Here is a 22,658-nt window from a genome sequence, read left to right on the forward strand (position 1 = left end):
ACCCTATTCATCAGATTGACTGCCGCTTCGCGGCAGATCGCGGGACAAGCCACGCTCCTACACTCATCGCGGTGCGTCCGCTATTGGCACACCCGTTGCTTCATCCCTTTCAAACCCAACCCGAATGCGCGGTGGGCAGCCCTGGTCGGTCAACGATGATCGTCCGCCTCACACGGCGATGGGCTACAGGTTGTGCCGACACTGTGGTCGAGTGACAACCCTTAAAAGAACAGGCAAAGGCGCCTGGAACCGAAAGGTTCCGGGCGCCTTTTTTTTTGCTTTCAAAAAACCTGATTGGCCTTGGCCGGGACTCGATATGAACACCACAGCCGCACTTCATGATGTGCAAACACTGATCGTCGTTGGCAACGGGATGGTCGGTCACCACTGCGTCGAACAACTGATCGCCGCCGGTGCCCTCGAACGCTATCGCATCCATGTGTTCGGTGAAGAAGGCCAGCGCGCCTACGACCGTGTCCACCTGTCCGAGTACTTCGGCGGTCGCGATGCCGAGTCACTGGCCCTCAGCGATGCTTCTTTATATGAACACCCCGGCCTGACGCTGCACCTGGGCGTACCGGTGCTGGAAATCGACCGCAACCGCCGCGAAGTCATCACGTCCAAAGGCTGTTTTGCCTACGACAAACTGGTGCTGGCGACCGGCTCTTACCCGTTCGTGCCGCCCATAGAAGGCGCCGAAGGCCATTCTCGGCTGGTGTACCGCACGCTGGACGATCTGGACACCATTCGCGCCGCTGCCCATCAGGCCAGACGCGGTGTCGTGGTCGGTGGCGGTTTGCTCGGACTGGAAGCGGCCAATGCATTGAAGTCACTTGGCCTGGAAGCGCACGTGGTGGAATTCGCCCCGCGCCTGATGCCCGTGCAGCTGGACGATTTTGGCGGCGCGGCCCTCAAGGCCCGCATCGAGGCTTTGGGTGTCGGCGTGCATCTCTCTCGCGCCACCCAGTCGATCAGCGCAGGTGAGGAATACCGCTATCGCATGAATTTCGCGGGCGACGAATGCCTTGAGACCGACCTGATCGTGTTCTCGGCCGGGATTCGGCCACAGGACGCCCTCGCCCGCCAGTGCGAGCTGGCGCTCGGTCCTCGCGGCGGTATCGCCATTGACGAACACTGCCGCACCAGCGACGCCGACATCTTTGCCATCGGCGAGTGCGCGGCCTGGAACGGCAGCGTCTTCGGTCTGGTCGCTCCGGGTTATCAGATGGCGCGTAACGTCGCGGCACAATTGTGTGATCAGGATGCCGAGCCGTTCTTCGGCGCGGACATGTCGACCAAGCTGAAGCTGCTCGGCGTCGACGTCGGTTCCATCGGCGATGCCCATGGCGCACTGACCGGCGCGCGCAGCTATCGCTTCATTGATGAGGCCACTGCCACCTATCGGCGTCTGGTGGTGTCCGCCGACGGCAAGCAAGTGCTGGGCGCGGTGCTGGTCGGAGACAACAGCTATTACGACACGCTGCTGCAATACGCGCAGAACGGCATCAAGCTCCCAGCCGATCCGTCCAGCCTGATCCTGCCCCACAGCGAAGGCGCGCCGACACTGGGCGTCGACGCATTGCCGGCGACAGCCACCGTCTGCTCCTGCCACAACGTCAGCAAAGGGGCGATCTGCTCGGCCATCGACAGCGGTTGTACCGATCTTGCCGGAATCAAGGCCTGCACCAAAGCGGCAACGGGTTGCGGCGGCTGCTCGGCCCTGCTCAAAAGCGTGTTCGAACACGAGCTGACCGCCCGCGGGGTCGCCGTCGACAAGGGCCTGTGCGAGCACTTTGCCTTTACGCGTCAGGAGCTGTATGCCCTCGCCCGCGTGGAAAATATCGAGAGTTTCGAGCAGATGATTGCCCGCCACGGCAAAGGCCACGTCGGTTGCGACATCTGCAAACCCACTGTCGGCTCTATCCTTGCATCCTGCTGGAACAAGCCGATCATGGACCCTTCGCTGGTGCCTTTGCAGGACACCAACGACACCTTCATGGCGAACATGCAGAAGAACGGTACGTATTCGGTAGTGCCACGGATTCCTGCCGGAGAAATCACTCCGGACGGCCTGATCGCCATCGGCGCGGTGGCGAAGAAATACGACCTGTACACCAAGATCACGGGCGGCCAGCGCATCGACCTGTTCGGCGCGCAATTGCATGAATTGCCGGACATCTGGGCCGAGCTGATCGCGGCCGGTTTCGAGACCGGGCATGCATACGGCAAGTCGACGCGAACGGTGAAATCCTGCGTCGGCAGCACCTGGTGCCGTTATGGCGTGCAGGACAGCGTGCAAATGGCGCTGACCATCGAGGACCGTTACAAGGGGCTGCGTTCGCCGCACAAGCTGAAATTCGCGGTGTCCGGCTGCACCCGCGAATGCGCCGAAGCGCAAAGCAAGGACATCGGCGTCATCGCCACGGAGAACGGCTGGAACCTGTACGTCTGCGGCAACGGCGGCATGCGCCCGCGCCATGCGGAGCTGTTCGCCACCGACCTGGATGACGAGACGCTGATTCGCTACATCGACCGCGTGCTGATGTTCTACATCCGCACCGCCGACAAGCTGCAGCGTACGTCGGTCTGGCGCGAATCGCTGGAAGGCGGCCTGGACTACCTCAAGGCCGTAGTCATTGATGACAGCCTCGGGCTGGCCGCCGAGCTGGAGGACCAAATGCAACTGGTCGTGGACCGTTATGAGTGCGAATGGGCCAACGCGCTGAAGAGCCCGGAAAAGCTCAAGCGCTTCCGCACCTTCGTCAACGACAAGGGCGCCGACCCGGACATTCATTTCGTCAAGGAACGCAGCCAACGCCGCCCGGCGCGGGCTAATGAACTCAACCTTATTCCTGTTGCGGAGATCGCACGATGAGCCAGGCCAATGCGCTGACGATGGACATGCCTCAAACCCAAGCCTGGCGCGTGGTGTGCGCCCGTCAGGACCTGGTCCTCAACTCCGGCGTTGTGGCGCTGGTGGGCAATACGCAGGTGGCTCTGTTTCATGTCGCCTCGATCAGCGGTACGCCGCAACTGTTCGCGGTCGAGAACCGCGATCCGGTGTCGGGTGTGAACGTGATCGGTCGCGGTTTGGTCGGCAGCCTGGCGGGCGATCTGGTGATCGCCTCGCCACTGTATAAGCAGCATTATCGGCTGGAGGACGGGACCTGCCTTGAGGATCCGGCCTTGAAATTGCGCACTTGGCCCGCCCGGTTGGCGGGCGATGTGGTGGAGATTGATGTGGGTTGAAGCGCGGAGAGTTTTTTTCGGCAGAACCGGGATCGGAAGCACATGCATTCACTTAGTCGCCCCACGGATCTGTAGGGGCCGTATGACGCAACATCTGCGCACGGCACGACGGAGAACGGTAGGAGCGTGGCTTGTCCCGCGATCTGGCGCGAAGCGGCAGCAGGACGGTTGAATGCGGTGTGTCAGGTGAAAAACAAGCCGTCAGATTTCACGGATGCTGCGCAACCGATCGCGGGACAAGCCACGCTCCTACGGCCTATGGCCAGAATCAACAGCAGATTGCGTCGCCCACGCATCAAATCACAGGCACAAAAAAAGCGACCCTAGGGTCGCTCTTTTCGTCGTTACGAGGAGTTCAAGGGCCTCGTAACTCAATATGGCGCAGCGGACGGGACTCGAACCCGCGACCCCCGGCGTGACAGGCCGGTATTCTAACCGACTGAACTACCGCTGCGCGTAACACTTGAAACGAATGGTGGGTGATGACGGGATCGAACCGCCGACATTCTGCTTGTAAGGCAGACGCTCTCCCAGCTGAGCTAATCACCCTTCGCTTCGGTGTGGCGCGCATTCTACGGAGCGATCCCACCTCTGGCAAGCACTTTTTTAAATAATTTTTATATTCCCGCCAAAGGCTTACGTCAGGGTTGGCCGCAGGGTCGCGGCAGCGAATAATGCCCCCCTTTGTATAAAGGAGAGACGTACCCCATGTGGTTCAAAAACCTGCTTGTCTATCGCCTGACCCAGGACCTGCCATTTGATGCCGAGGCGCTGGAAACCGCATTGGCGACCAAGCCTGCACGCGCTTGTGCCAGCCAGGAGTTGACCACTTACGGTTTCATCGCCCCGTTCGGCAAAGGTGAAGACGCGCCGCTGGTGCATGTCAGCGGCGATTTCATGCTGGTGTCGGCGCGCAAGGAAGAACGCATCCTGCCGGGCAGCGTGGTCAACGACGCACTGAAAGAGAAAGTCGAAGAAATCGAGACCGAGCAGATGCGCAAGGTCTATAAAAAGGAACGCGACCAGCTCAAGGATGAAATCATCCAGGCATTCCTGCCGCGTGCCTTTATCCGTCGCTCCATGACGTTTGCAGCCATCGCGCCCAAGCAAGGCGTCATTCTGGTCAACGCGTCCAGCCCGAAACGCGCCGAAGACCTGCTGTCGACGCTCCGTGAAGTGGTCGGCTCGCTGCCGGTCCGTCCGGTGACCGTGAAAACCGCGCCGACCGCCGTGATGACCGAATGGGTCAAGACCGGTCAGACCGCCGAAAGCTTCTTCGTCCTCGACGAATGCGAACTGCGCGACACCCACGAAGACGGCGGCATTGTGAAGTGCAAGCGTCAGGACCTGACCAGCGACGAAATCCAGCTGCACTTGAGCACCGGTAAAGTCGTGACCCAACTGTCGCTGGCCTGGCAGGACAAATTGTCCTTCGTGCTCGACGACAAACTGGGCGTCAAACGCCTGAAGTTCGAGGACCTGCTGCAGGATCAGGCGGAGCAGGACGGTGGCGACGACGCACTGGGCCAGCAGGACGCCAGCTTCACCCTGATGATGCTGACCTTCGGCGAGTTCCTGCCGCAGCTGTTCGACGCACTGGGTGGCGAAGAGATTCCGCAGGGGATCTAACCCTCGGTCCTGTAGGAGCCGGCTTGCTGGCGAAAGCGTCATTTCAGACACGTTGATGTTGAATGACCCACCGCTTTCGCCAGCAAGCCGGCTCCTACAGTTATGCGTACCTGATTCACCCCACAATAAAAGGAGCAAGCCATGCGTGCCCTGGCTGCATTGAGTCGTTTTGTCGGCAATACCTTCGCGTACTGGGTGCTGCTGTTCGCCGTGCTGGCGTTCCTGTTCCCCACCTGGTTCATCGGCCTGAAAACATTGATCGTGCCGCTGTTGGGGCTGGTCATGTTCGGCATGGGCCTGACCCTCAAGCTTGATGATTTTTCCGAGGTCGTGCGTCATCCCTGGCGCGTGGCCCTGGGTGTGGTCGCGCATTTCGTGATCATGCCGGGCGTGGCCTGGTTGCTGTGCCAGGCGTTTCACCTGCCGCCGGAAATCGCCGTCGGCGTGATTCTGGTCGGTTGCTGCCCGAGCGGCACGTCGTCCAACGTCATGACCTGGTTGGCGAAAGGCGATCTGGCGCTGTCGGTCGCCATCGCGGCCGTCACCACCCTCCTCGCCCCGTTGCTGACCCCGGCCCTGATCTGGCTGCTGGCGTCGGCATGGTTGCCTGTGTCCTTCATGGAAATGTTCTGGTCGATCCTGCAACTGGTGATGCTGCCGATCGTGCTGGGCGTCATCGCTCAACGCCTGCTCGGCGCCCGTGTGCAGTTCGCGGTCGACGTGCTGCCGCTGATCTCGGTGGTGAGCATCGTCATGATCGTCTGCGCCGTCGTGGCCGCCAGCCAGGCAAAAATCGCCGAGTCCGGCCTGCTGATCATGGCCGTTGTCATGCTGCACAACAGCTTCGGTTTCCTGCTGGGTTACTTCACCGGGAAAGTGTTCAAACTGCCACTGGCCCAACGCAAGTCGCTGTCGCTGGAAGTCGGCATGCAGAACTCCGGCCTCGGCGCCGCCCTGGCCAGCGCCCATTTCTCGCCACTGGCGGCGGTGCCCAGCGCGCTGTTCAGCGTCTGGCACAACATCTCGGGGGCGTTGCTGTCGACGTATTTCAGGAAGATGGCGCCGGATGGGGAAAGTGGCACGAAGAGGAAGCCCGCTGCGCATTAACACTATAGAAAGGCAAGGTGCATTGTGATGATGGTGGGATAAGCTCAGGACTCCTGCTGATCCACCATCATTTCCCGGTAAGGTTGAAAAATTAGCCTGTAGCTTTGGTAATGAATTCGAAGATGCAACGAAACTGATCCTATTTGAATGAGCTATCTAGCCATCATTTTCGTAGTCAATTTGCGCATCCAGCCAGACATCGACCGCCAAATAGTCGTCGTCGAGTCTAACCATCGCTGGATTGTGGAAGTGAAACACTTGCCTTTTAACCGCTATCTTAATCTGATTGCCAAAGACTGACGTTTGGGCATCATGATCGCGGGTAATAAGAAACGCCGTCGCATTATCCCGAAGCGACTCTAGCGCCAAACTGTCATCCTCTATAGCGCGATGCACAAAATAATGATAGGTGAATGGGACCGTTGCGCCTCCTGAATCGCTGACTACCACATAAACCATTGCCTTATCTCCGACGGGGTAACGCCGAATGATTTCTGATAAATCAGCTGTAAACTTATAACTGAGCAAAATCCATCCCCCCTGTAAAACACAGAGCAAGAGCAAGAATCTGAACACCCATTTACCAGGAGCGCGAGTTTGCATATTTAATGCCCTCCGCAATCATTTCCTGATCATTTTTATCGTCTCCGAAAGGGTAAACAAACCAGTTAATCCATGTTACTTCTGGGGCAATGGTTCCTGCCCTGAACTGGGCAGCCCCGGCTGCTCGGTGGAGAACAAACTCTGAAAATCCCGCACAGGTCCCAACTGCCCCATAATGAAAATTTCCGAATTTCTCAAACTGCCTTCCCCTCTTTTTGAAATCCCAAGGACCGCCATTTTTAACTTTGGTATAAAACCAAACCCAAAGCTGCGCTTCTTGAGGGAGTGTGGCAACCCATCTCATATGGCGAGCGACACCCATGTTTGCGTGGAGCGAAACCCCTTCTGGGGCAGGTGGAACGATCATAGGGTATTCATCCGGCTCGATAGAGAAGCGGATGAATTTATTGGCCGAGTAAAACGAAATAAAGGTTAACGGAGGCCATCAAAAAAAATCAGAAGAGTCCTACATCACTCATGAGAAACGACCCACGGATATCTCCGAGCTCAGCGGCAGTTACCGCCTTATAAACCCGGCTGGATGGCAGTAGCGGTGGTCCAGTCAACTTCTGTTACTGACCACCTGCAGATCGCCAGCAAGCCGGCTCCTACCGTTATCAGCAGGTCATCTACCGAACATTCCCGCGCAACGCCGCCACCCGCTCGCGCACAAGGGCCGGTTCGGACTCATCACCGGGCATCGCGGGCCCCGCCACCAATGTCACCCGTGACCACAACCGGCGAAACACGCCCTTGTCGGGATCGCGGCTGAAGAAGCTGCCCCACAAGCCTTGCAACGCCAAGGGGATCACCGGTACGTCGGTTTCTTGCAGCACGCGGGTCATGCCGCCTTTGAATTCGTCGATCTCGCCGGTGGTGGTCAGTTTGCCTTCCGGGAAGATGCACACCAGCTCCCCGTCTTTCAGGTAGTCGGCGATCCGCTTGAAGGCCTGGTCGTAGATCATCAGGTCCTCGCTGCGTCCGGCGATGGGAATCGCGCCGGCGGTGCGGAAGATGAAGTTGAGCACCGGCAGGTTGAAGATCTTGTAGTACATGACGAAGCGGATCGGTCTGCGCACCGAGCCGGCGATCAACAAGGCGTCTACGAATGACACGTGATTGCACACCAGCAACGCGGCGCCTTCGTCAGGAATCTGTTCCAGGTCGCGATGCTCTACGCGGTACATGGAGTGGCTGAGCAGCCAGATCATGAACCGCATGGTGAATTCCGGGACGATCTTGAAGATGTAGGTGTTCACCGCGATGTTCATCAGCGAGACCACCAGGAACAGCTGTGGAATCGAGAGTTTCACCACGCTCAGGAAGATGATCGACACAATCGCCGACACCACCATGAACAGTGCGTTGAGAATGTTGTTCGAGGCGATGACCCGCGAGCGCTCTTTCTCGGGCGTGCGCGACTGGATCAGCGCATACAGCGGCACGATATAAAAGCCGCCGAAGACACCGATGCCAAGGATGTCGAACAGCACCCACCACGCTTGCCCGTAACCCAGCACCGCCAGCCAGTTATTGGCCTGGACGTTCTGCGGAAATTCACCCGAATGCCACCACAACAACAGGCCGAACACCGTCAGGCCCATCGAGCCGAACGGCACGAGGCCGATCTCCACTTTTCGCCCCGACAGTCGTTCGCACAGCATGGAGCCTGCCGCGATGCCGATGGAAAACACCGTGAGGATCAGGGTGACGACGGTTTCATCGCCGTACAGGAATTCTTTCGCGTAGGCCGGGATCTGCGTCAGGTAAATCGCGCCGACGAACCAGAACCAGGAGTTGCCGACGATGGAGCGCGAGACGGCTTTAGTCTGGCCCAGGCCCAGTTTCAGCGTCGCCCAGGACTCGCTGAAGATGTTCCAGTTCAGGCGCATTTCCGGGCTCGCGGCTGCCGCGGGCGGGATGCCTCGGCTGGCGAGATAGCCCAGACAGGCGACCAGCACCATGGCGGTGGAGACGATCGGCGCGTAATGAGCGGCCGACATCATGATCCCTGCGCCAATCGTCCCGGCAAGGATGGCCAGGAAGGTGCCCATCTCTACCAGGCCATTGCCGCCCACCAGTTCGTTCTCATGCAGGTGCTGCGGCAGGATCGAATATTTCACCGGGCCGAACAGCGCGGAGTGCGTGCCCATGGCGAACAGTGCGGCGAGCATCAAGGACAGGTGATCGAAGAGAAACCCGACGGCGCCGACCACCATGATCCCGATCTCCAGCACCTTGATCATGCGGATCAGCTTGTCCTTGGGGTACTTCTCACCGAACTGCCCGGCCAGCGCCGAGAACAGGAAGAACGGCAGAATGAACAGCAGCGCGCACAGGTTCACGTAGATCGAACGGTCACCGTCGATGGTCAACTTGTAGAGAATGGCGAGGATCAGCGATTGCTTGAAGATGTTGTCGTTGAACGCCCCGAGGGACTGCGTCACGAAGAACGGCAGGAACCGCCGTTTGCCCAACAGATTGAACTGCGACTGACTCATCAAACTTCATCCTGAATGACGCCGGGGTCGGCTTTTGGATTGGAAGACGGGATTCCAGTCCGAGCCACATTGAAGACGTAACCGGCATTTCTGTCGATAGGCGCACACCCTGTGGGAGCGAATTCATTCGCGAAGGGCAGGTACAGTCAATACATCTCCATACTCCGGAACATTTTTCGCGAATGAATTCGCTCCCACCGCTTCATATCGCGCGAGCAGGAAAACCGTTCATTTCTTCAAACCGGCTATACACGGCGAAACAAACAGCTCTCCTTTATAAGCCCCCACCACGGTCCGGCGCATGATCACCAGCCATAGCATCGCCAGGCTTGCCACCAGCAGGCTTCCCAGTACCGAGAAGAACCCCAGCTGCAAGACAGCCCCGAGCTTCAGCGTGGTCAAGGCAAACACCCCCAGTGGAAACGTGAAGCCCCACCAGCCGAGGTTGAACGGGATGCCGTTGCGCAAATAGCGAACGGTGATCAGCACCGCCATCAGCAGCCACCACACACCGACGCCCCACAGAATGATCCCGGCGATCAGGCCCAAGCCCGAGGCGATCTCACCCACACTGCCCAAACCATGGGCGGCAAAGATTGCAGGAGAGTCCGCACCCAGCATTATCATGCCAAAGGCCCCGGTGCTGATCGGGCCCAGCGCCAGCCAGCTTGAGGCCGCCATGCTTTCGTGCGGCAGTTTGTGCAGGGCCATGCGCAATAACAGGATGGTGAGCATGCTGAACGCCACCGGCACCGACATCGCCCACAGCACGTAGCTGGTGATCAGCACACTGAACGGGCTGTGGCTGTCCGCCAGGTGCGGCGCCAGCAACCCTCCGCTGGCCGCCGCCACTTCCGCCGCCACCACCGGCAGCAGCCAGACCGCCGTCATCTGATCGATGCGGTGTTCCTGACGGGTGAACATCATGAACGGGATTACCACGCCGCACGCCAGCGACATCGCCACGTCCAGCCACCACAGCGCTTCGGCCAGCGGCAACACGCCCTGACCCCACCGGGGTATACCGAATGTGAGCAGTCCGTTGATGATCGTCGCCATGCCCATGGGGATGGTACCGAAGAACATCGAAACCGTTGAATGCCCGAAGATCCGCCGCGCTTCGTCAAAGAACATCACCCAGCGCGCGGCGTAGAGAACGCTGAAGCTGAGGAACAGGACGATGTTCAACATCCACAGGGCTTCGGCCAGCTGGAACATGCCGGGAATGTGAACCGGAAGCTGCGTCAGAACAGCCGACAAAATGCCGGTGCCCATGGTCGCGGCGAACCAGTTGGGGGTGAATTGACGAATGACTTCGCGCGGATGGCTCAGTTGGCTGAAAGGTCTGCGCGGGATAAAAAGGGTGTACTGCATGGGTCGCTCCTGTCCTCGTGTGAGGTGGTACTCATGTTACGGCGCGACCTGATATCTATTAAGCGGGTAATTTCTCTATACCTCATAGATTTAACCGATATACACAATGCCCTGTAGAAGCGCGCTTGCCCGCGAAGGCGGACGGTCAGAAACACGGGTGTTGTTTGACACGCCACATTCGCGGGCAACCGCGCCCCTACAGGATGTGCGCGGTCGATCCAGTTCAATATGAGAGACCAATCGGAGGTTTGCCCCGGCCACCTGCGACACCGCGCCGCTCAGACCTTGGTCGAAACAGACGAACGTGATGCAGCGTGCGAGACTGTCTGACCGGCGAAGGATCGCCGTCGAATCGTGACCTGTTTGAATCTGGAGTTCCCATGTCGCTGTCCAGCGGGCTGATCGCTGCCGTCGCCCTGGCCTATATGGCCATCATGTTCGCCATCGCCTTCTACGGCGACCGTCGCAGCGGTGCCCTGCCGCCCCGATTGCGGGCGTGGGTGTACAGCCTGTCCCTGGCAGTCTATTGCACCAGCTGGACGTTCTTCGGGGCGGTCGGTCAGGCGGCCGAGCAGCTATGGTCGTTCCTGCCGATCTACCTTGGGCCCATCGTGATGATGGTGCTGGCGCCTTGGGTGCTGCAGAAAATGGTGCTGATCAGCAAACAGGAAAACATCACGTCCATTGCCGACTTCATCGCCGCGCGCTACGGCAAATCCCAGTCGCTGGCGGTCGTTGTCGCTTTGATCTGCCTGATCGGCGTCCTGCCCTACATCGCCCTGCAACTCAAAGGCATCGTGCTGGGCGTGAACATCCTGATCGGCGCGGGGGCGGATGCCACGGGTACGCGGGCGCAGGACACCGCACTGATCGTTTCGCTGGTGCTGGCCCTGTTCACCATCGTCTTCGGCACGCGCAACCTCGACGCCACCGAACACCACCGCGGCATGGTGCTGGCTATCGCGTTCGAGGCGCTGGTCAAGCTGTTCGCCTTTATGGCGGTTGGCGTCTTCGTGACCTTCGGCCTGTACGACGGGGTCGACGATCTGTTCAATCAGGCCATGCTCGCGCCGCGCCTCGAGCAATACTGGAAGGAGACCATCAACTGGCCCTCGATGGTGGTGCAAACCGGCGTTGCGATGATGGCCATCGTCTGCTTGCCACGGCAGTTCCACGTGACGGTGGTGGAGAACATCGAGCCGCAGGATTTGCGCTTGGCCAAGTGGGTGTTCCCGGCTTACCTGTTGCTCGCCGCGCTGTTCGTGGTGCCCATCGCACTGGCCGGGCAAATGCTGCTGCCAGGCTCGGTGCTCCCGGACTCCTTCGTGATCAGCGTGCCCCTTGCTCACGCGCACCCGGCCTTGGCGATGCTGGCGTTCATCGGCGGCGCCTCGGCCGCGACCGGCATGGTGATCGTGGCCAGCGTGGCCCTGTCGACCATGGTGTCCAACGACATGTTGCTGCCATGGCTGCTGCGTCGTAAAACCGCCGAGCGTCCGTTTGAAGTGTTCCGTTACTGGATGCTCTCGGTACGCCGGGTCAGCATCGTGGTGATTCTGCTGCTGGCGTACGTGAGCTATCGGTTGCTGGGCTCGACGGCCAGCCTGGCGACCATCGGACAGATCGCGTTTGCCGCGATCACTCAACTGGCGCCCGCGATGATCGGCGCGCTTTACTGGAAACCGGCCAACCGCCGTGGCGTGTTCGCGGGCCTGGCGGCCGGTGTCTTTATCTGGTTCTACACCCTCGTGCTGCCCCTGACCGCGCACAGCATGGGTTGGTCGCTGAGCAGTTTCCCGCTGCTGGCCTGGCTGCACAGCAACCCGTTCAACCTGCCGATCAGCCCGCTGACCCAAGGCGTGGTGCTGTCGATGGCCGGCAATTTCATCCTGTTCGCCTGGGTCTCGCTGCTGTCGCGCACGCGCGTGTCGGAGCACTGGCAGGCGGGCCGATTCATCGGGCAGGAGTTGCAGGCACGGCCCAACAATCGCTCGCTGCTGGCGGTGCAGATCGAGGACTTGCTCAAGCTCTCGGCGCGCTTTGTCGGCGAAGAGCGCGCGCAACAAAGCTTCATCCGCTTTGCCTATCGCCAGGGCAAAGGCTTCAACCCGAACCAGAACGCCAACGGCGAATGGATTGCCCACACCGAACGGCTGCTGGCCGGTGTACTCGGCACGTCGTCCACCCGCGCGGTGGTCAAGGCGGCCATTGAAGGCCGGGACATGCAGCTGGAAGACGTGGTGCGCATCGCCGACGAAGCGTCCGAGGTCCTGCAGTTCAACCGCGCATTGCTGCAAGGCGCCATCGAGAACATCACCCAAGGCATCAGCGTGGTGGACCAGTCGCTGAAACTGGTGGCCTGGAACGACCGCTACCTGGAGCTGTTCAACTACCCGGACGGGCTGATCAGCGTCGGCAGGCCCATCGCGGACATCATTCGCTACAACGCCGAACGCGGCTTGCTTGGCCCCGGCGAAGCCGAGGTGCACATCGCACGACGCCTGCACTGGATGCGTCAGGGCCGCGCGCACACCTCCGAGCGGCTGTTCCCCAATGGCCGGGTGATCGAACTGATCGGCAACCCGATGCCCGGCGGCGGTTTCGTCATGAGCTTCACCGACATCACGGCCTTCCGCGAAGCCGAGCAAGCGCTTAAAGGCGTCAACGAAAGCCTTGAACAACGGGTGGCCGAACGCACCCGCGAACTGTCGCAACTGAACCTGGCACTCACCGAGGCCAAGGCCCACGCCGAAGCCGCCAACCAGTCGAAAACGCGCTTTCTGGCGGCGGTCAGTCATGACTTGATGCAGCCCATGAACGCCGCGCGCCTGTTTTCCGCCGCCTTGTTGCACACCGACGACAACGTGCCCGATGAAGCCAGGACACTGATCCATCATCTGGACAGTTCACTGCGTTCGGCCGAGGACCTGATCAGCGACCTGCTGGACATTTCCCGCCTGGAAAACGGCAAGTTCACCCCAACCGTCGCACCGTTCCCGCTCAATAATCTGTTCGACACCCTGGGCGCAGAGTTCAAGGCCCTGGCGCAGGAGCAAGGTCTGAGCTTCCGCGTGCGCGGCAGTCAACTTCGGATCGCCAGCGACGTAAAACTGCTGCGCCGGGTGCTGCAGAACTTCCTGACCAACGCCTTCCGCTACGCCAAGGGGCCGATACTGCTGGGCGTGCGACGCAAAGGCGACCACCTGAGCCTGGAAGTCTGGGACCGCGGACCGGGCATTCCGGAAGACAAACGCCAGGTGATCTTCGAGGAATTCAAACGCCTGGACAGCCATCAGACGCGCGCAGAAAAAGGGCTTGGCTTGGGTCTGGCGATCGCCGACGGCCTGTGTCGTGTGTTGGGCCATACGCTGGAGGTGCGTTCATGGCCGGGCAAAGGCAGCGTCTTCAGCGTGACGGTGCCGCTGGCACGTTCGCAAACGTTGCCGCAACCGACGACCGCCGAGCCTAAAAAGACTGCGCTCAACGGCACGCAGGTGCTGTGCATCGATAACGAAGACAGCATCCTGATCGGCATGAACAGCTTGTTGAGTCGCTGGGGCTGTCAGGTGTGGACCGCGCGTAACCGTGAAGAGTGTCAGGCACTGCTCGACGACGGCATCCGTCCGCACCTCGCGCTAGTCGACTACCACCTGGACCACGGCGAGACCGGCACCGAGCTGATGGCCTGGCTGCGCACCCAATTGGGCGAGCCGGTGCCGGGCGTGCTGATCAGCGCCGATGGTCGCCCCGAGCTGATCGCACAAGTGCATGCGGCGGGGCTGGAGTACCTCGCCAAACCGGTCAAACCTGCGGCATTGCGGGCGTTGTTGAGTCGGCATGTGAGCCTGACGTGAGGTCAAGATCGCGTTGATTGATTGCTGACCTCTTGTAGGAGCGCGCTTGCCCGCGCACAGTTTTTCAGGTCACCGCCGTAGTGTCTGAAGTACGGGTTCGCGGGCAAGCGCGCTCCTACAGAGGTTGGTCCGGCTTCCTGCGATACGGAAACACATCAATCACCTTCCCCGCCCGAATCGCTGCCTGCACGCCCTTCCAGTAATCGGCGTCGTACAGCTCGCCATGCAGGCTGTTGAACAGTCGGCGCTGGCTCAGGTCGGCGAACAGAAATGGCGGAAACTCTTCGGGAAACACGTCCAGCGGACCAATCGAGTACCAGGGCTCGGACGCCATTTCGTCCTCCGGTGTGCGCGGCTCAGGGATGCGCCGGAAGTTGGCCTCGGTCAGATAACAGATCTCGTCATAGTCGTAAAACACCACGCGCCCATGCCGTGTGACGCCGAAGTTTTTCAGCAGCATGTCGCCGGGAAAGATATTGGCCGCCGCCAGCTGTTTGATCGCCAACCCGTAATCATCCAGCGCTTCGAGCACCTGTGCCTCACTGGCGTTTTCCAGGTACAGGTTGAGCGGCGTCATGCGGCGCTCGGTCCAGCAATGACGAATCAAGACCACGTCGCCTTCGAGCACGACCGTCGACGGGGCGACGTCCAATAACTCCTTCAGGCACTGCGGCTCGAACCGGGCAACCGGAAAGCGAAAGTCAGCAAATTCCTGGGTGTCGGCCATGCGCCCTACCCGGTCCACGCTTTTCACCAGCCGGTATTTCTCGATCACCGTGGCGCGGTCGACATTCTTGGACGGCGAAAACCGATCCTTGATGACTTTGAACACGGTGTTGAAACCCGGCAGCGTGAACACGCTCATGACCATGCCCCGCACGCCCGGCGCCATGATGAACCGGTCATCGGTGTCGGCCAGGTGCTTGATCAGTGCGCGATAAAACTCGGATTTGCCGTGCTTGTAGAAACCGATCGAGGTGTACAACTCGGCCGTGTGTTTGCCCGGCAGAATGCCTTTCAGAAAACCGACGAACTCGGCAGGCACCGGCACATCGACCATGAAATACGAACGCGTGAACGAGAAGATGATCGACACCTCCGCCTCGTCGGTGATCAACGTATCGATCTGCACGCCCTGCCCTTCGCGGTGCAGCAGCGCGATCACCAGTGGCCATTGTTCGTCGAGGGTGTAGATGCGGCCGACCAGGTAAGCGCCTTTGTTGCGGTACAACACAGAAGAAAACAGCTCAAGCGTCAGCGCCGGATCCTTGCAGACCCACTCAGGCAGGCTTTCGCGCAGCAGGGCCTCCAGGCGTTGCAGATCGCCTTTCAGGTCGGCATAGGCGACGCTGAAGCGGTAGTCGCTGAACACCTCAGCCAGCATCGCTGGCAGATCGCCCTTTGGCCGGTACGTACGCGTTTGCGGCGAACTTTCATGATGGCGTGACGCAGGCCGGGTGGTGTGAATGAACATGCAGTCGTCGCTGATCAGGTCATGACTGAAGAGGTTGCAGAAGATCGAGTTGTACCAGGTCTCCGCGAGCTCATCGTCCAGACGCGGGTCGATCCGCTCGATGTAGGCACGCTTGACCTGCGGCCAGCGGTCGGCGTCCAGCAAAAGATCGCCCGCGAAGGTCTTGATCAACCGAGCGGTGAGTTCACCGACCTTCTCCTCATACAGACTGATTCGCGCCGCCGACGCGGCCTGCGCTTGCTGCCACAGCGCTTGCTCAAACCGGCGTTGAGCCCCATCGGCGATGCGTCTGAAGTGATCGCGGTAATCGTCAAAGCCTTCAAGGATCAGGCGGGCGATGTCGGCAGCAGGCCAAGGCGAGGACATTGAAATATCTCGTAATCGTTCCAGCGCCGAGCTTAGCAGCGGATCGGCTGGACCACCGGAACGCTTTCATTTGGCAACAGTCAGACCGCTTCAAGTGATATCAATTTGATATACAACCATCCCCAGCCAACACATGACAAAAACAACATGGCCTCTGGATGACCTGAAAAAAAGCCATTAGGAGCGATGAGTCTTGATTAGAAATATGCGGATCGGTAGCCGGGCCAGCCTGGGTTTCGGGTTGGTCGCACTGTTGCTGGCAGCTGTTGGCGTGCTCTGCCTTGCAAAGATGTCGGTGCTGCGCTCAAGCGCGCAGGTGATCGAACAATCCTGGATGCCCCATATCGAAGACACCCACGCGATGGCAGACCGTATCACCGCCATTCGCATGGAAGCCTTGCGGCTGATTGCCATTCCGGAGGCGGACGTGCAGCGCAAAAGCAAGGCCGTCATCAACGACAGCCGCAGTCAGTTGCTGCAGCAATTGAGGACGTACAAGGCTCAGGTCGGAACGCCCCAGGAAAGCCTGTTGCTTGACAACCTTGAACGCTCGGTAGCGACCTATTCGAGCATCCTGGATCAGGTCATCGAGAAAATAGAGGCTCGGCAGGCCGCCGATGCCTATACCGTTTTGAGTGAACAACTGGCACCGGAAGGCAGCAAACTGGACGGGCATCTGCGTGCCCTCATCGCCTACAGCCAGCAAGGGGCCGATGCCGCGGCCAGGGACGCAGCCACCCTCTATGAACGCACTCAGTTGATTGTGGTGGCGATCATCGTCGCGTCCCTGATCCTCACCCTGGTGCTTGCCATGGCACTGACCCGCAGCATCGTTCGCCCCATTCAACAGGCGCTGGGCGTCGCCCGGACCATCGCCTCTGGCAACCTGACCACGCCCATCGTCCATCAGGGCAAGGACGAGTCGGCACAACTGCTTGCTGCGCTGGCGACCATGCAGGACAACCTGCGCGCCACGATTCGCGGCATCAGCGACTCCTCACAGCAACTGGCGTCGGCCGCCGAAGAAATGAGCTCGGTGATGGAGGAAAGCACGCGAAGCCTGCAGGCGCAGAACGATGAAATCGAACTGGCCGCGACCGCGGTGACCGAGATGAGCGCGGCGGTGGACGAAGTCGCGAGCAATGCGGTGTCCACGTCCGAGGCGTCCAAAGCCTCTGACGCCGACAGCCAGCACGGCCACCAGCAGGTGACCGAAACCATCGAGTCGATTCAAGGCCTGGTCAGCGAGGTCATGCATGCCTCGACGCAGGCGCAAGGGCTGGCGACGCAAGCGCAGGACATCAGCAAGGTGCTGGAAGTGATTCGTGGCATCGCCGGGCAGACCAACCTGCTGGCGCTTAACGCCGCCATCGAAGCCGCACGCGCCGGCGAAGCAGGACGCGGGTTTGCCGTGGTCGCCGACGAAGTCCGTTCGCTGGCGCAACGCACCCAGGACTCGACGCAGGAAATCGAAGAGATGATCAGTGGCATCCAGACCGGCACGCAGGACACGGTCGGCGCGATGCAGAACAGCGCCAGCCGGGCGGAGCAAACGCTGCAACGGGCGAGCGGCGCGGGTCAGGCACTGGAAAAAATCACGGCGGCAATTTCGCAGATCAACCAGCGCAACCTGGTCATTGCCAGCGCAGCCGAGCAGCAATCGCTGGTGGCACGGGAAGTCGATCGCAGCCTGGTGAGCATCCGAGACCTGTCTACCCAGACCGCAGCGGGCGCCACCCAGACCTCCGCCGCCAGCCAGGAACTGTCGCGACTGGCGGTGGATTTGAACGGGTTGGTCACGCGATTTGTGTTGTAGCCGCGGTCGTCCGAATCAACCTCACTTCCATATGGGAAACGTCCTGCTGGCGAATGGATAGGGTCAGTCAACGACCATGTTGAATGTCATATTGCATTCGCCAGCAAGCCGGCCCACGGTCTTCGACCAGAATCGTGCCGCAGGGATACGGAGGTCCGCGCTATTTCACCTTGCGAAACACAAACACCAACCCCACCACGATCAGCACCATCCCCAGCATGCTCAGCAAGGCCAGGCGATTGCCGAAGATCAGGTAATCCATGATCGCGGTCACGGCGGGCACCAGATAGAACAGGCTGGTCACATTAACCAGATTGCCCTGAGCGATCAGCCGATACAGCAGGAAGGTCGCCAGCACCGACACCACCAGCCCCATGTACAGCACCGGCACGTAAAACCCGACGCTGTGCTCGAAATGGAACGGCTGAAACGGCACGAACACCGCGCACACGATGGCACCGGCAAAGTACTGAACCGGCAGTGTGCCCAGCGGGTTGGCGGTGATGCGTTTCTGCATGATCGAGCCGCCGGTCATGCTCAACATGCCCAGCACCCCGAACGCCATGCCGGCCAGCGAGCCGCCGTCGCCGATGCCTTGATAGACCACCAGCACCAGGCCCGCCAGCCCCAGGCAAAGCCCGAACATCCTTGAGCCAGAGCGGCTGCGCTCAACCAGTACGGCGGTGAGGATCGGCTGAACCCCCATGATCGTTGCCATGACGCCTGGGGCGACTTTCATGTCCAGCGCCAGCAGGTAGCAGATCTGGTAAGCGCCCAACAACACAGCGCCCGTAGCAATCGCATAAAGCATCGATTGACGCGTGCCGGGGAGCTTGTAACCCAGGGTCGGGATCAGGATCGCCAACGCAATCAGCGCCAGCACGAAACGGAAAAACAGAAACGCAAAGGGGGATGCGTGCGCCAGACCCCACTTGGAAACGATCGCCCCGCTACTCCAGAGCAGGACAAACAGCGTGGTCGTGGCCATTGAGGCCAGGGCTTTATTCGCAAACATGGTGTCACCTGTGATTCAGACAAAATCGGACCCGGCGCAGAACCGGATTCACGGATGTTTTGTTGGCGTGTGCAGGCGTGGATCGAACGCGGTGGAGCGGTCGATCAGCCGAGCACAACGACGCCTGGTGGTGCGACGACGCACACGACCGGGCTGCTCACAGGAGACGGTGGGGGGTAACGCGTGATGAAGGCGATTTGCATGCACCCGCACGGATCAACAGCAGACGGGGCTGCGGTGTCGAACACGAACTGAAGGTGGGGAGCAGGCATGGCGCTGATCTTCTTCGGAATGGGGGTTGAGTGTTTCGATACGATTCAAAACACCGGCGCTGAATATAACCAGCGCGCGGTGCGCGACGCAACGTTTAGTTATCAGCCAAACAGCCAGTAACCCAGCAGGGTCAGCACGATCACTGCCAGCACTGGGCGCAGAATGCGGTAGGCCTTGGGATTGGCGCGTTTGAACTGTTTCACCTTGCCGCTGAACGCATTGCTGAAGCGCTTGCTGAACGCATACGCCTGGTTGATCCCGCCGACGCGCTCGTCATCGGTGTTCTGCGGCGCCGTGGCGCGACCGAGAAACGCACTGACGCTGCGGTTGATCGAGGTCATGAAGCGGTTGCTCAGCGGGCGCTCGATGTCGCAGAACAGAATCACCCGGGTGACGTCGGTTTCGTTCTTGACCCAATGCACATAGGTCTCGTCGAACATCACGTCCTCGCCATCGCGCCAGGCGTAGACCTTGCCGTCGACGAAGATCCGGCAATCGTCGGAGTTCGGCGTCGAGAGCCCAAGGTGATAACGCAGGGAACCGGCGAACGGGTCACGGTGCGGGTTCAGATGACTGCCGCCCGGCAACAACGCGAACATGGCGCCTTTCACGTTGGGAATACGGCTGACCAACTCCACGGTTTTCGGGCACAGGGCCTCGGCGGACGGCAGGGGTTTGTCGTACCACTTCAGGTAAAACCGCTTCCAGCCTTTCTTGAAGAACGAGCCAAAACCAGCATCGTTGTCCTTGGCGGCGGCGCGAATATAACCCTCGTCAAACAAGTGCATCGCTTCGTCGCGGATGGTTTCCCAGTTGTCGCGCAGCACGTCAAGCTCGGGGAACTTGCTGCGGTCCAGATAAGGTTTGGACGGCACACTGGAGAACAGGTACATCAAGGCGTTGTACGGAGCGAACAATGCGGAGTGGTTGACGAACTGCCGCAGCACCGGCAAACGCGCCTTGCCGCGCAAGTGCACGTACATCGTGCTGCCAAGAAACAGCAGCAGAATCGCCGCTTTGGCAGCAAAAGAAAGGGTCATGAAACTCTCCTTGGAGCAGGCAAATCGCCAAGTGTTGATACGCTGCTGTCGTTGACCTTATAAGTCTGAATCACTGCAGCGTACCGCCGGACGACCTGTGACAAGTTCCGGCGGGTCTGGATGGCGGCCATCATAAGCCTTAGTCGGCCCGGTAAAAAGCCGAAGCAGCCCGCGATGCGACTATTGGGTCAGCTCCTGTTCAGTAAACAGGTCACTGAAGAGCATGCTGGACAGGTAACGCTCACCCGAATCCGGCAGCACCACGACGATTGTCTTGCCCTGCATTTCCGGCTTCTCGGCCAGGCGCACGGCGGCGTGCATCGCCGCGCCACAGGAAATACCGCAGAGAATCCCCTCTTCCTGCATCAACCGCCGTGCCATCTCCTTGGCTTCTTCGTCGCTGACCAGTTCAACCCGGTCGACGATGGACAGGTCGAGGTTCTTCGGAATGAAGCCCGCGCCGATGCCCTGGATCTTGTGCGGACTGGGGGTGATTTCCTGGCCGGCCATCGCCTGCGTGATGATCGGCGAAATCATCGGCTCAACCGCCACCGAAATAATTGGCTTGCCCATGGTGTGTTTGATGTAACGCGAAACGCCGGTGATCGTGCCGCCTGTGCCGACGCCTGCCACAAGTACGTCGATGGCGCCATCGGTGTCGTTCCAGATTTCCGGGCCGGTGGTCTTTTCATGAATCGCCGGGTTGGCCGGGTTCTCGAACTGCGCAGGCATGAAGTAGTTGTCCGGTTCGCTCGCCACCAGCTCTTCGGCCTTGGCGATGGCGCCTTTCATGCCTTTGGCAGGTTCGGTCAGCACCAGTTCTGCGCCCAGCGCCTTGAGCACCTTGCGCCGCTCGATGCTCATGGACGCCGGCATGGTCAGCATCAGCTTGTAGCCGCGCGCAGCAGCGACGAATGCCAGGCCGATGCCGGTGTTGCCGGACGTGGGCTCGACGATGGTCATGCCCGGCTTGAGTTTGCCGCGGCTTTCCGCGTCCCAGATCATGTTGGCGCCAATACGGCACTTGACCGAATAACCCGGATTACGCCCTTCGATCTTGGCCAGAATGGTGACCCCGCGCGGCGCGATGCGGTTGATCTGCACCAGAGGCGTATTGCCGATGGAGTGGGCGTTGTCTGCGTAAATACGGCTCATGACCGAGTCCTTGTGCAGGTGGGGAAAAGCCCAAAGCCTATGCCTTGAGCACATGATGCGTCCAGTCGTAGCGAACGGATGACCACGCCGACAGTCAACACCTCTAAGTCACCGGAGAGCGTTGCCATGAAACGTCGCTATAGCTGGCCACTGTGGACAGTCGTGGGCCTCGTCGTGTTGTTGATCGCCATTCACATCGCGCTGCCTTACGTGGTGCGCAATTACTTGAACAACAAGCTCGCCGACATGGGCGATTACCGGGGCCAGGTCACTGACGTCGACCTGGCCCTGTGGCGCGGCGCCTACAAGATCAATGGCCTGAACATCGTCAAGGTCGACGGCAAGGTCCCCGTTCCGCTGCTCAAAGTCCCGGTGATCGATCTGGCGGTCAGTTGGCACTCACTCTGGTACGACCACGCCGTGGTGGCAGAGGTTGCGTTTATCAGCCCGCAGCTCAACTTCGTCGACGGCGGCCCCGACAAACGACAATCACAGACCGGTGCCGGCACCGACTGGCGGGCTCAATTGAACAAACTGCTGCCGATCACCCTCAACGAACTCCGGGTCGAAGACGGCAAGATCACGTTCAACAATTTCAGCTCCACGCCCAAGGTGAAAATCGAAGCCGACAAGGTCAATGCCAGCATCTACAACCTGACCAACATCGCAGGCCAGCGCGACGCGCGCTTCGAAGGCAAGGCAATGCTGCTGGGCCATGCGCCACTGGAAAGCAGTGCCACCTTCGACCCATTGAGCAACTTCGAGAATTTCGATTTCAAGCTGCGCGCCACCGGCGTGCAACTCAAACAGATGAACGATTTCGCCTCGGCCTATGGCAAATTTGATTTCAACGCGGGAAATGGCGACATCGTGATCGAAGCTCAGGCCAAAAAAGGCCAGCTCAGTGGCTACATCAAACCGCTGTTGCGCGACGTCGACATTTTCAACTGGCAACAAGACGTCGAAAACAAGAACAAGGGATTCTTCCGCTCCATCTGGGAGGCCATGGTGGGCGGTGGCGAAACCGTGCTCAAGAACCAGCGCGAAAACCAGTTCGCCACCCGCGTCGAACTCAGTGGCAGCGTGCATAAGCAGGATGTCAGTGCTTTCCAGGCGTTTCTGCAGATCCTGCGCAACGCCTTCGTGCAGGCGTTCAACACGCGATACGACAGTGGGAAAAGTGAGGCTAAGTGACGCGGAAT

The 22,658-nt window shown here is 60.0% G+C and carries 16 protein-coding genes and 2 tRNA genes; 8 read left to right on the plus strand and 10 right to left on the minus strand.

From position 1 onward, the window contains the following. Positions 1-316 precede the first annotated feature (316 nt). Both nirB and nirD read left to right on the plus strand, forming a co-directional pair. Entirely contained in the window at positions 317-2,875 is a 2,559-nt protein-coding gene (gene nirB, locus BLS87_RS11445; RefSeq protein WP_074752606.1) for a nitrite reductase large subunit NirB, read from the plus strand. Further along, entirely contained in the window at positions 2,872-3,249 is a 378-nt protein-coding gene (nirD, locus tag BLS87_RS11450; RefSeq protein WP_074752607.1) for a nitrite reductase small subunit NirD, read from the plus strand. The genes nirB and nirD overlap by 4 nt, the downstream gene beginning before the upstream one ends. A 377-nt stretch (positions 3,250-3,626) precedes the next feature. Here the strand turns inward: nirD and BLS87_RS11455 are convergent. Next, positions 3,627-3,703 (minus strand) — tRNA-Asp (locus tag BLS87_RS11455). Positions 3,704-3,722: 19 nt separating this feature from the next. Beyond that, positions 3,723-3,798 (minus strand) — tRNA-Val (locus BLS87_RS11460). Positions 3,799-3,957: 159 nt separating this feature from the next. Here BLS87_RS11460 and rdgC point away from each other — a divergent pair. Both rdgC and BLS87_RS11470 read left to right on the plus strand, forming a co-directional pair. Next, a complete protein-coding gene (gene rdgC, locus BLS87_RS11465; RefSeq protein ID WP_074752608.1) occupies positions 3,958-4,878 on the plus strand; it encodes a recombination-associated protein RdgC in 921 nt (306 codons plus the stop codon). Between the two features lie 141 nt (positions 4,879-5,019). Then, complete coding sequence (locus BLS87_RS11470; protein WP_074752609.1) at positions 5,020-5,985, plus strand: bile acid:sodium symporter family protein; 966 nt, start codon at positions 5,020-5,022, stop codon at positions 5,983-5,985. A 156-nt stretch (positions 5,986-6,141) separates the two neighbouring features. Here the strand turns inward: BLS87_RS11470 and BLS87_RS11475 are convergent, their stop codons facing one another. The 4 genes from BLS87_RS11475 to BLS87_RS11490 all read right to left on the minus strand — a co-directional run bounded on the left by BLS87_RS11475 (position 6,142) and on the right by BLS87_RS11490 (position 10,463). Further along, positions 6,142-6,588: a hypothetical protein gene (locus BLS87_RS11475; protein ID WP_074752610.1), complete on the minus strand. Its 447-nt coding sequence runs from the start codon at positions 6,586-6,588 to the stop codon at positions 6,142-6,144. Beyond that, positions 6,566-6,955: a polymorphic toxin type 44 domain-containing protein gene (locus tag BLS87_RS11480; protein ID WP_074752611.1), complete on the minus strand. Its 390-nt coding sequence runs from the start codon at positions 6,953-6,955 to the stop codon at positions 6,566-6,568. The genes BLS87_RS11475 and BLS87_RS11480 overlap by 23 nt, the downstream gene beginning before the upstream one ends. A 262-nt stretch (positions 6,956-7,217) precedes the next feature. Beyond that, positions 7,218-9,092, minus strand: a complete 1,875-nt coding sequence (locus tag BLS87_RS11485) for an MFS transporter (protein WP_143024363.1) — start codon at positions 9,090-9,092, stop codon at positions 7,218-7,220. A gap of 225 nt (positions 9,093-9,317) precedes the next feature. Then, positions 9,318-10,463: a TDT family transporter gene (locus tag BLS87_RS11490; protein ID WP_074752613.1), complete on the minus strand. Its 1,146-nt coding sequence runs from the start codon at positions 10,461-10,463 to the stop codon at positions 9,318-9,320. A gap of 380 nt (positions 10,464-10,843) precedes the next feature. Between BLS87_RS11490 and BLS87_RS11495 the strand changes: the two genes are divergently transcribed. After that, positions 10,844-14,317 (plus strand): hybrid sensor histidine kinase/response regulator, encoded by a 3,474-nt coding sequence (locus BLS87_RS11495; protein WP_074752614.1) that lies wholly within the window; start codon positions 10,844-10,846, stop codon positions 14,315-14,317. A 115-nt stretch (positions 14,318-14,432) separates the two neighbouring features. Here the strand turns inward: BLS87_RS11495 and aceK are convergent, their stop codons facing one another. Next, positions 14,433-16,157 carry a bifunctional isocitrate dehydrogenase kinase/phosphatase gene (aceK, locus tag BLS87_RS11500; RefSeq protein ID WP_074752615.1) on the minus strand — a complete coding sequence of 575 codons (1,725 nt, stop codon included), beginning with the start codon at positions 16,155-16,157 and terminating at the stop codon, positions 14,433-14,435. Positions 16,158-16,362: 205 nt separating this feature from the next. On the opposite strand from aceK, the gene BLS87_RS11505 reads away from it, so the two are divergent. Next, entirely contained in the window at positions 16,363-17,973 is a 1,611-nt protein-coding gene (locus BLS87_RS11505) for a methyl-accepting chemotaxis protein (RefSeq protein WP_074752616.1), read from the plus strand. A gap of 160 nt (positions 17,974-18,133) precedes the next feature. On the opposite strand, the gene BLS87_RS11510 is transcribed toward BLS87_RS11505, so the two are convergent. After that, complete coding sequence (locus BLS87_RS11510) at positions 18,134-18,988, minus strand: DMT family transporter (RefSeq protein ID WP_074752617.1); 855 nt, start codon at positions 18,986-18,988, stop codon at positions 18,134-18,136. Positions 18,989-19,258: 270 nt separating this feature from the next. Here BLS87_RS11510 and BLS87_RS34910 point away from each other — a divergent pair, with 270 nt between their 5' ends. Further along, a complete protein-coding gene (locus tag BLS87_RS34910; protein WP_279616210.1) occupies positions 19,259-19,381 on the plus strand; it encodes a hypothetical protein in 123 nt (40 codons plus the stop codon). On the opposite strand, the gene BLS87_RS11515 is transcribed toward BLS87_RS34910, so the two are convergent. Beyond that, complete coding sequence (locus BLS87_RS11515) at positions 19,363-20,301, minus strand: aspartyl/asparaginyl beta-hydroxylase domain-containing protein (RefSeq protein ID WP_074752618.1); 939 nt, start codon at positions 20,299-20,301, stop codon at positions 19,363-19,365. The genes BLS87_RS34910 and BLS87_RS11515 overlap by 19 nt on opposite strands. Positions 20,302-20,481: 180 nt before the next feature. Then, positions 20,482-21,456 carry a cysteine synthase A gene (gene cysK / locus BLS87_RS11520; RefSeq protein ID WP_074752619.1) on the minus strand — a complete coding sequence of 325 codons (975 nt, stop codon included), beginning with the start codon at positions 21,454-21,456 and terminating at the stop codon, positions 20,482-20,484. 126 nt (positions 21,457-21,582) lie between these two features. Here cysK and BLS87_RS11525 point away from each other — a divergent pair, with 126 nt between their 5' ends. Then, entirely contained in the window at positions 21,583-22,650 is a 1,068-nt protein-coding gene (locus BLS87_RS11525) for a DUF748 domain-containing protein (protein ID WP_074752620.1), read from the plus strand. Positions 22,651-22,658 lie beyond the last annotated feature (8 nt).

Origin of the sequence: Pseudomonas abietaniphila (assembly GCF_900100795.1) — a bacterium.
Taxonomy (GTDB): domain Bacteria; phylum Pseudomonadota; class Gammaproteobacteria; order Pseudomonadales; family Pseudomonadaceae; genus Aquipseudomonas; species Aquipseudomonas abietaniphila.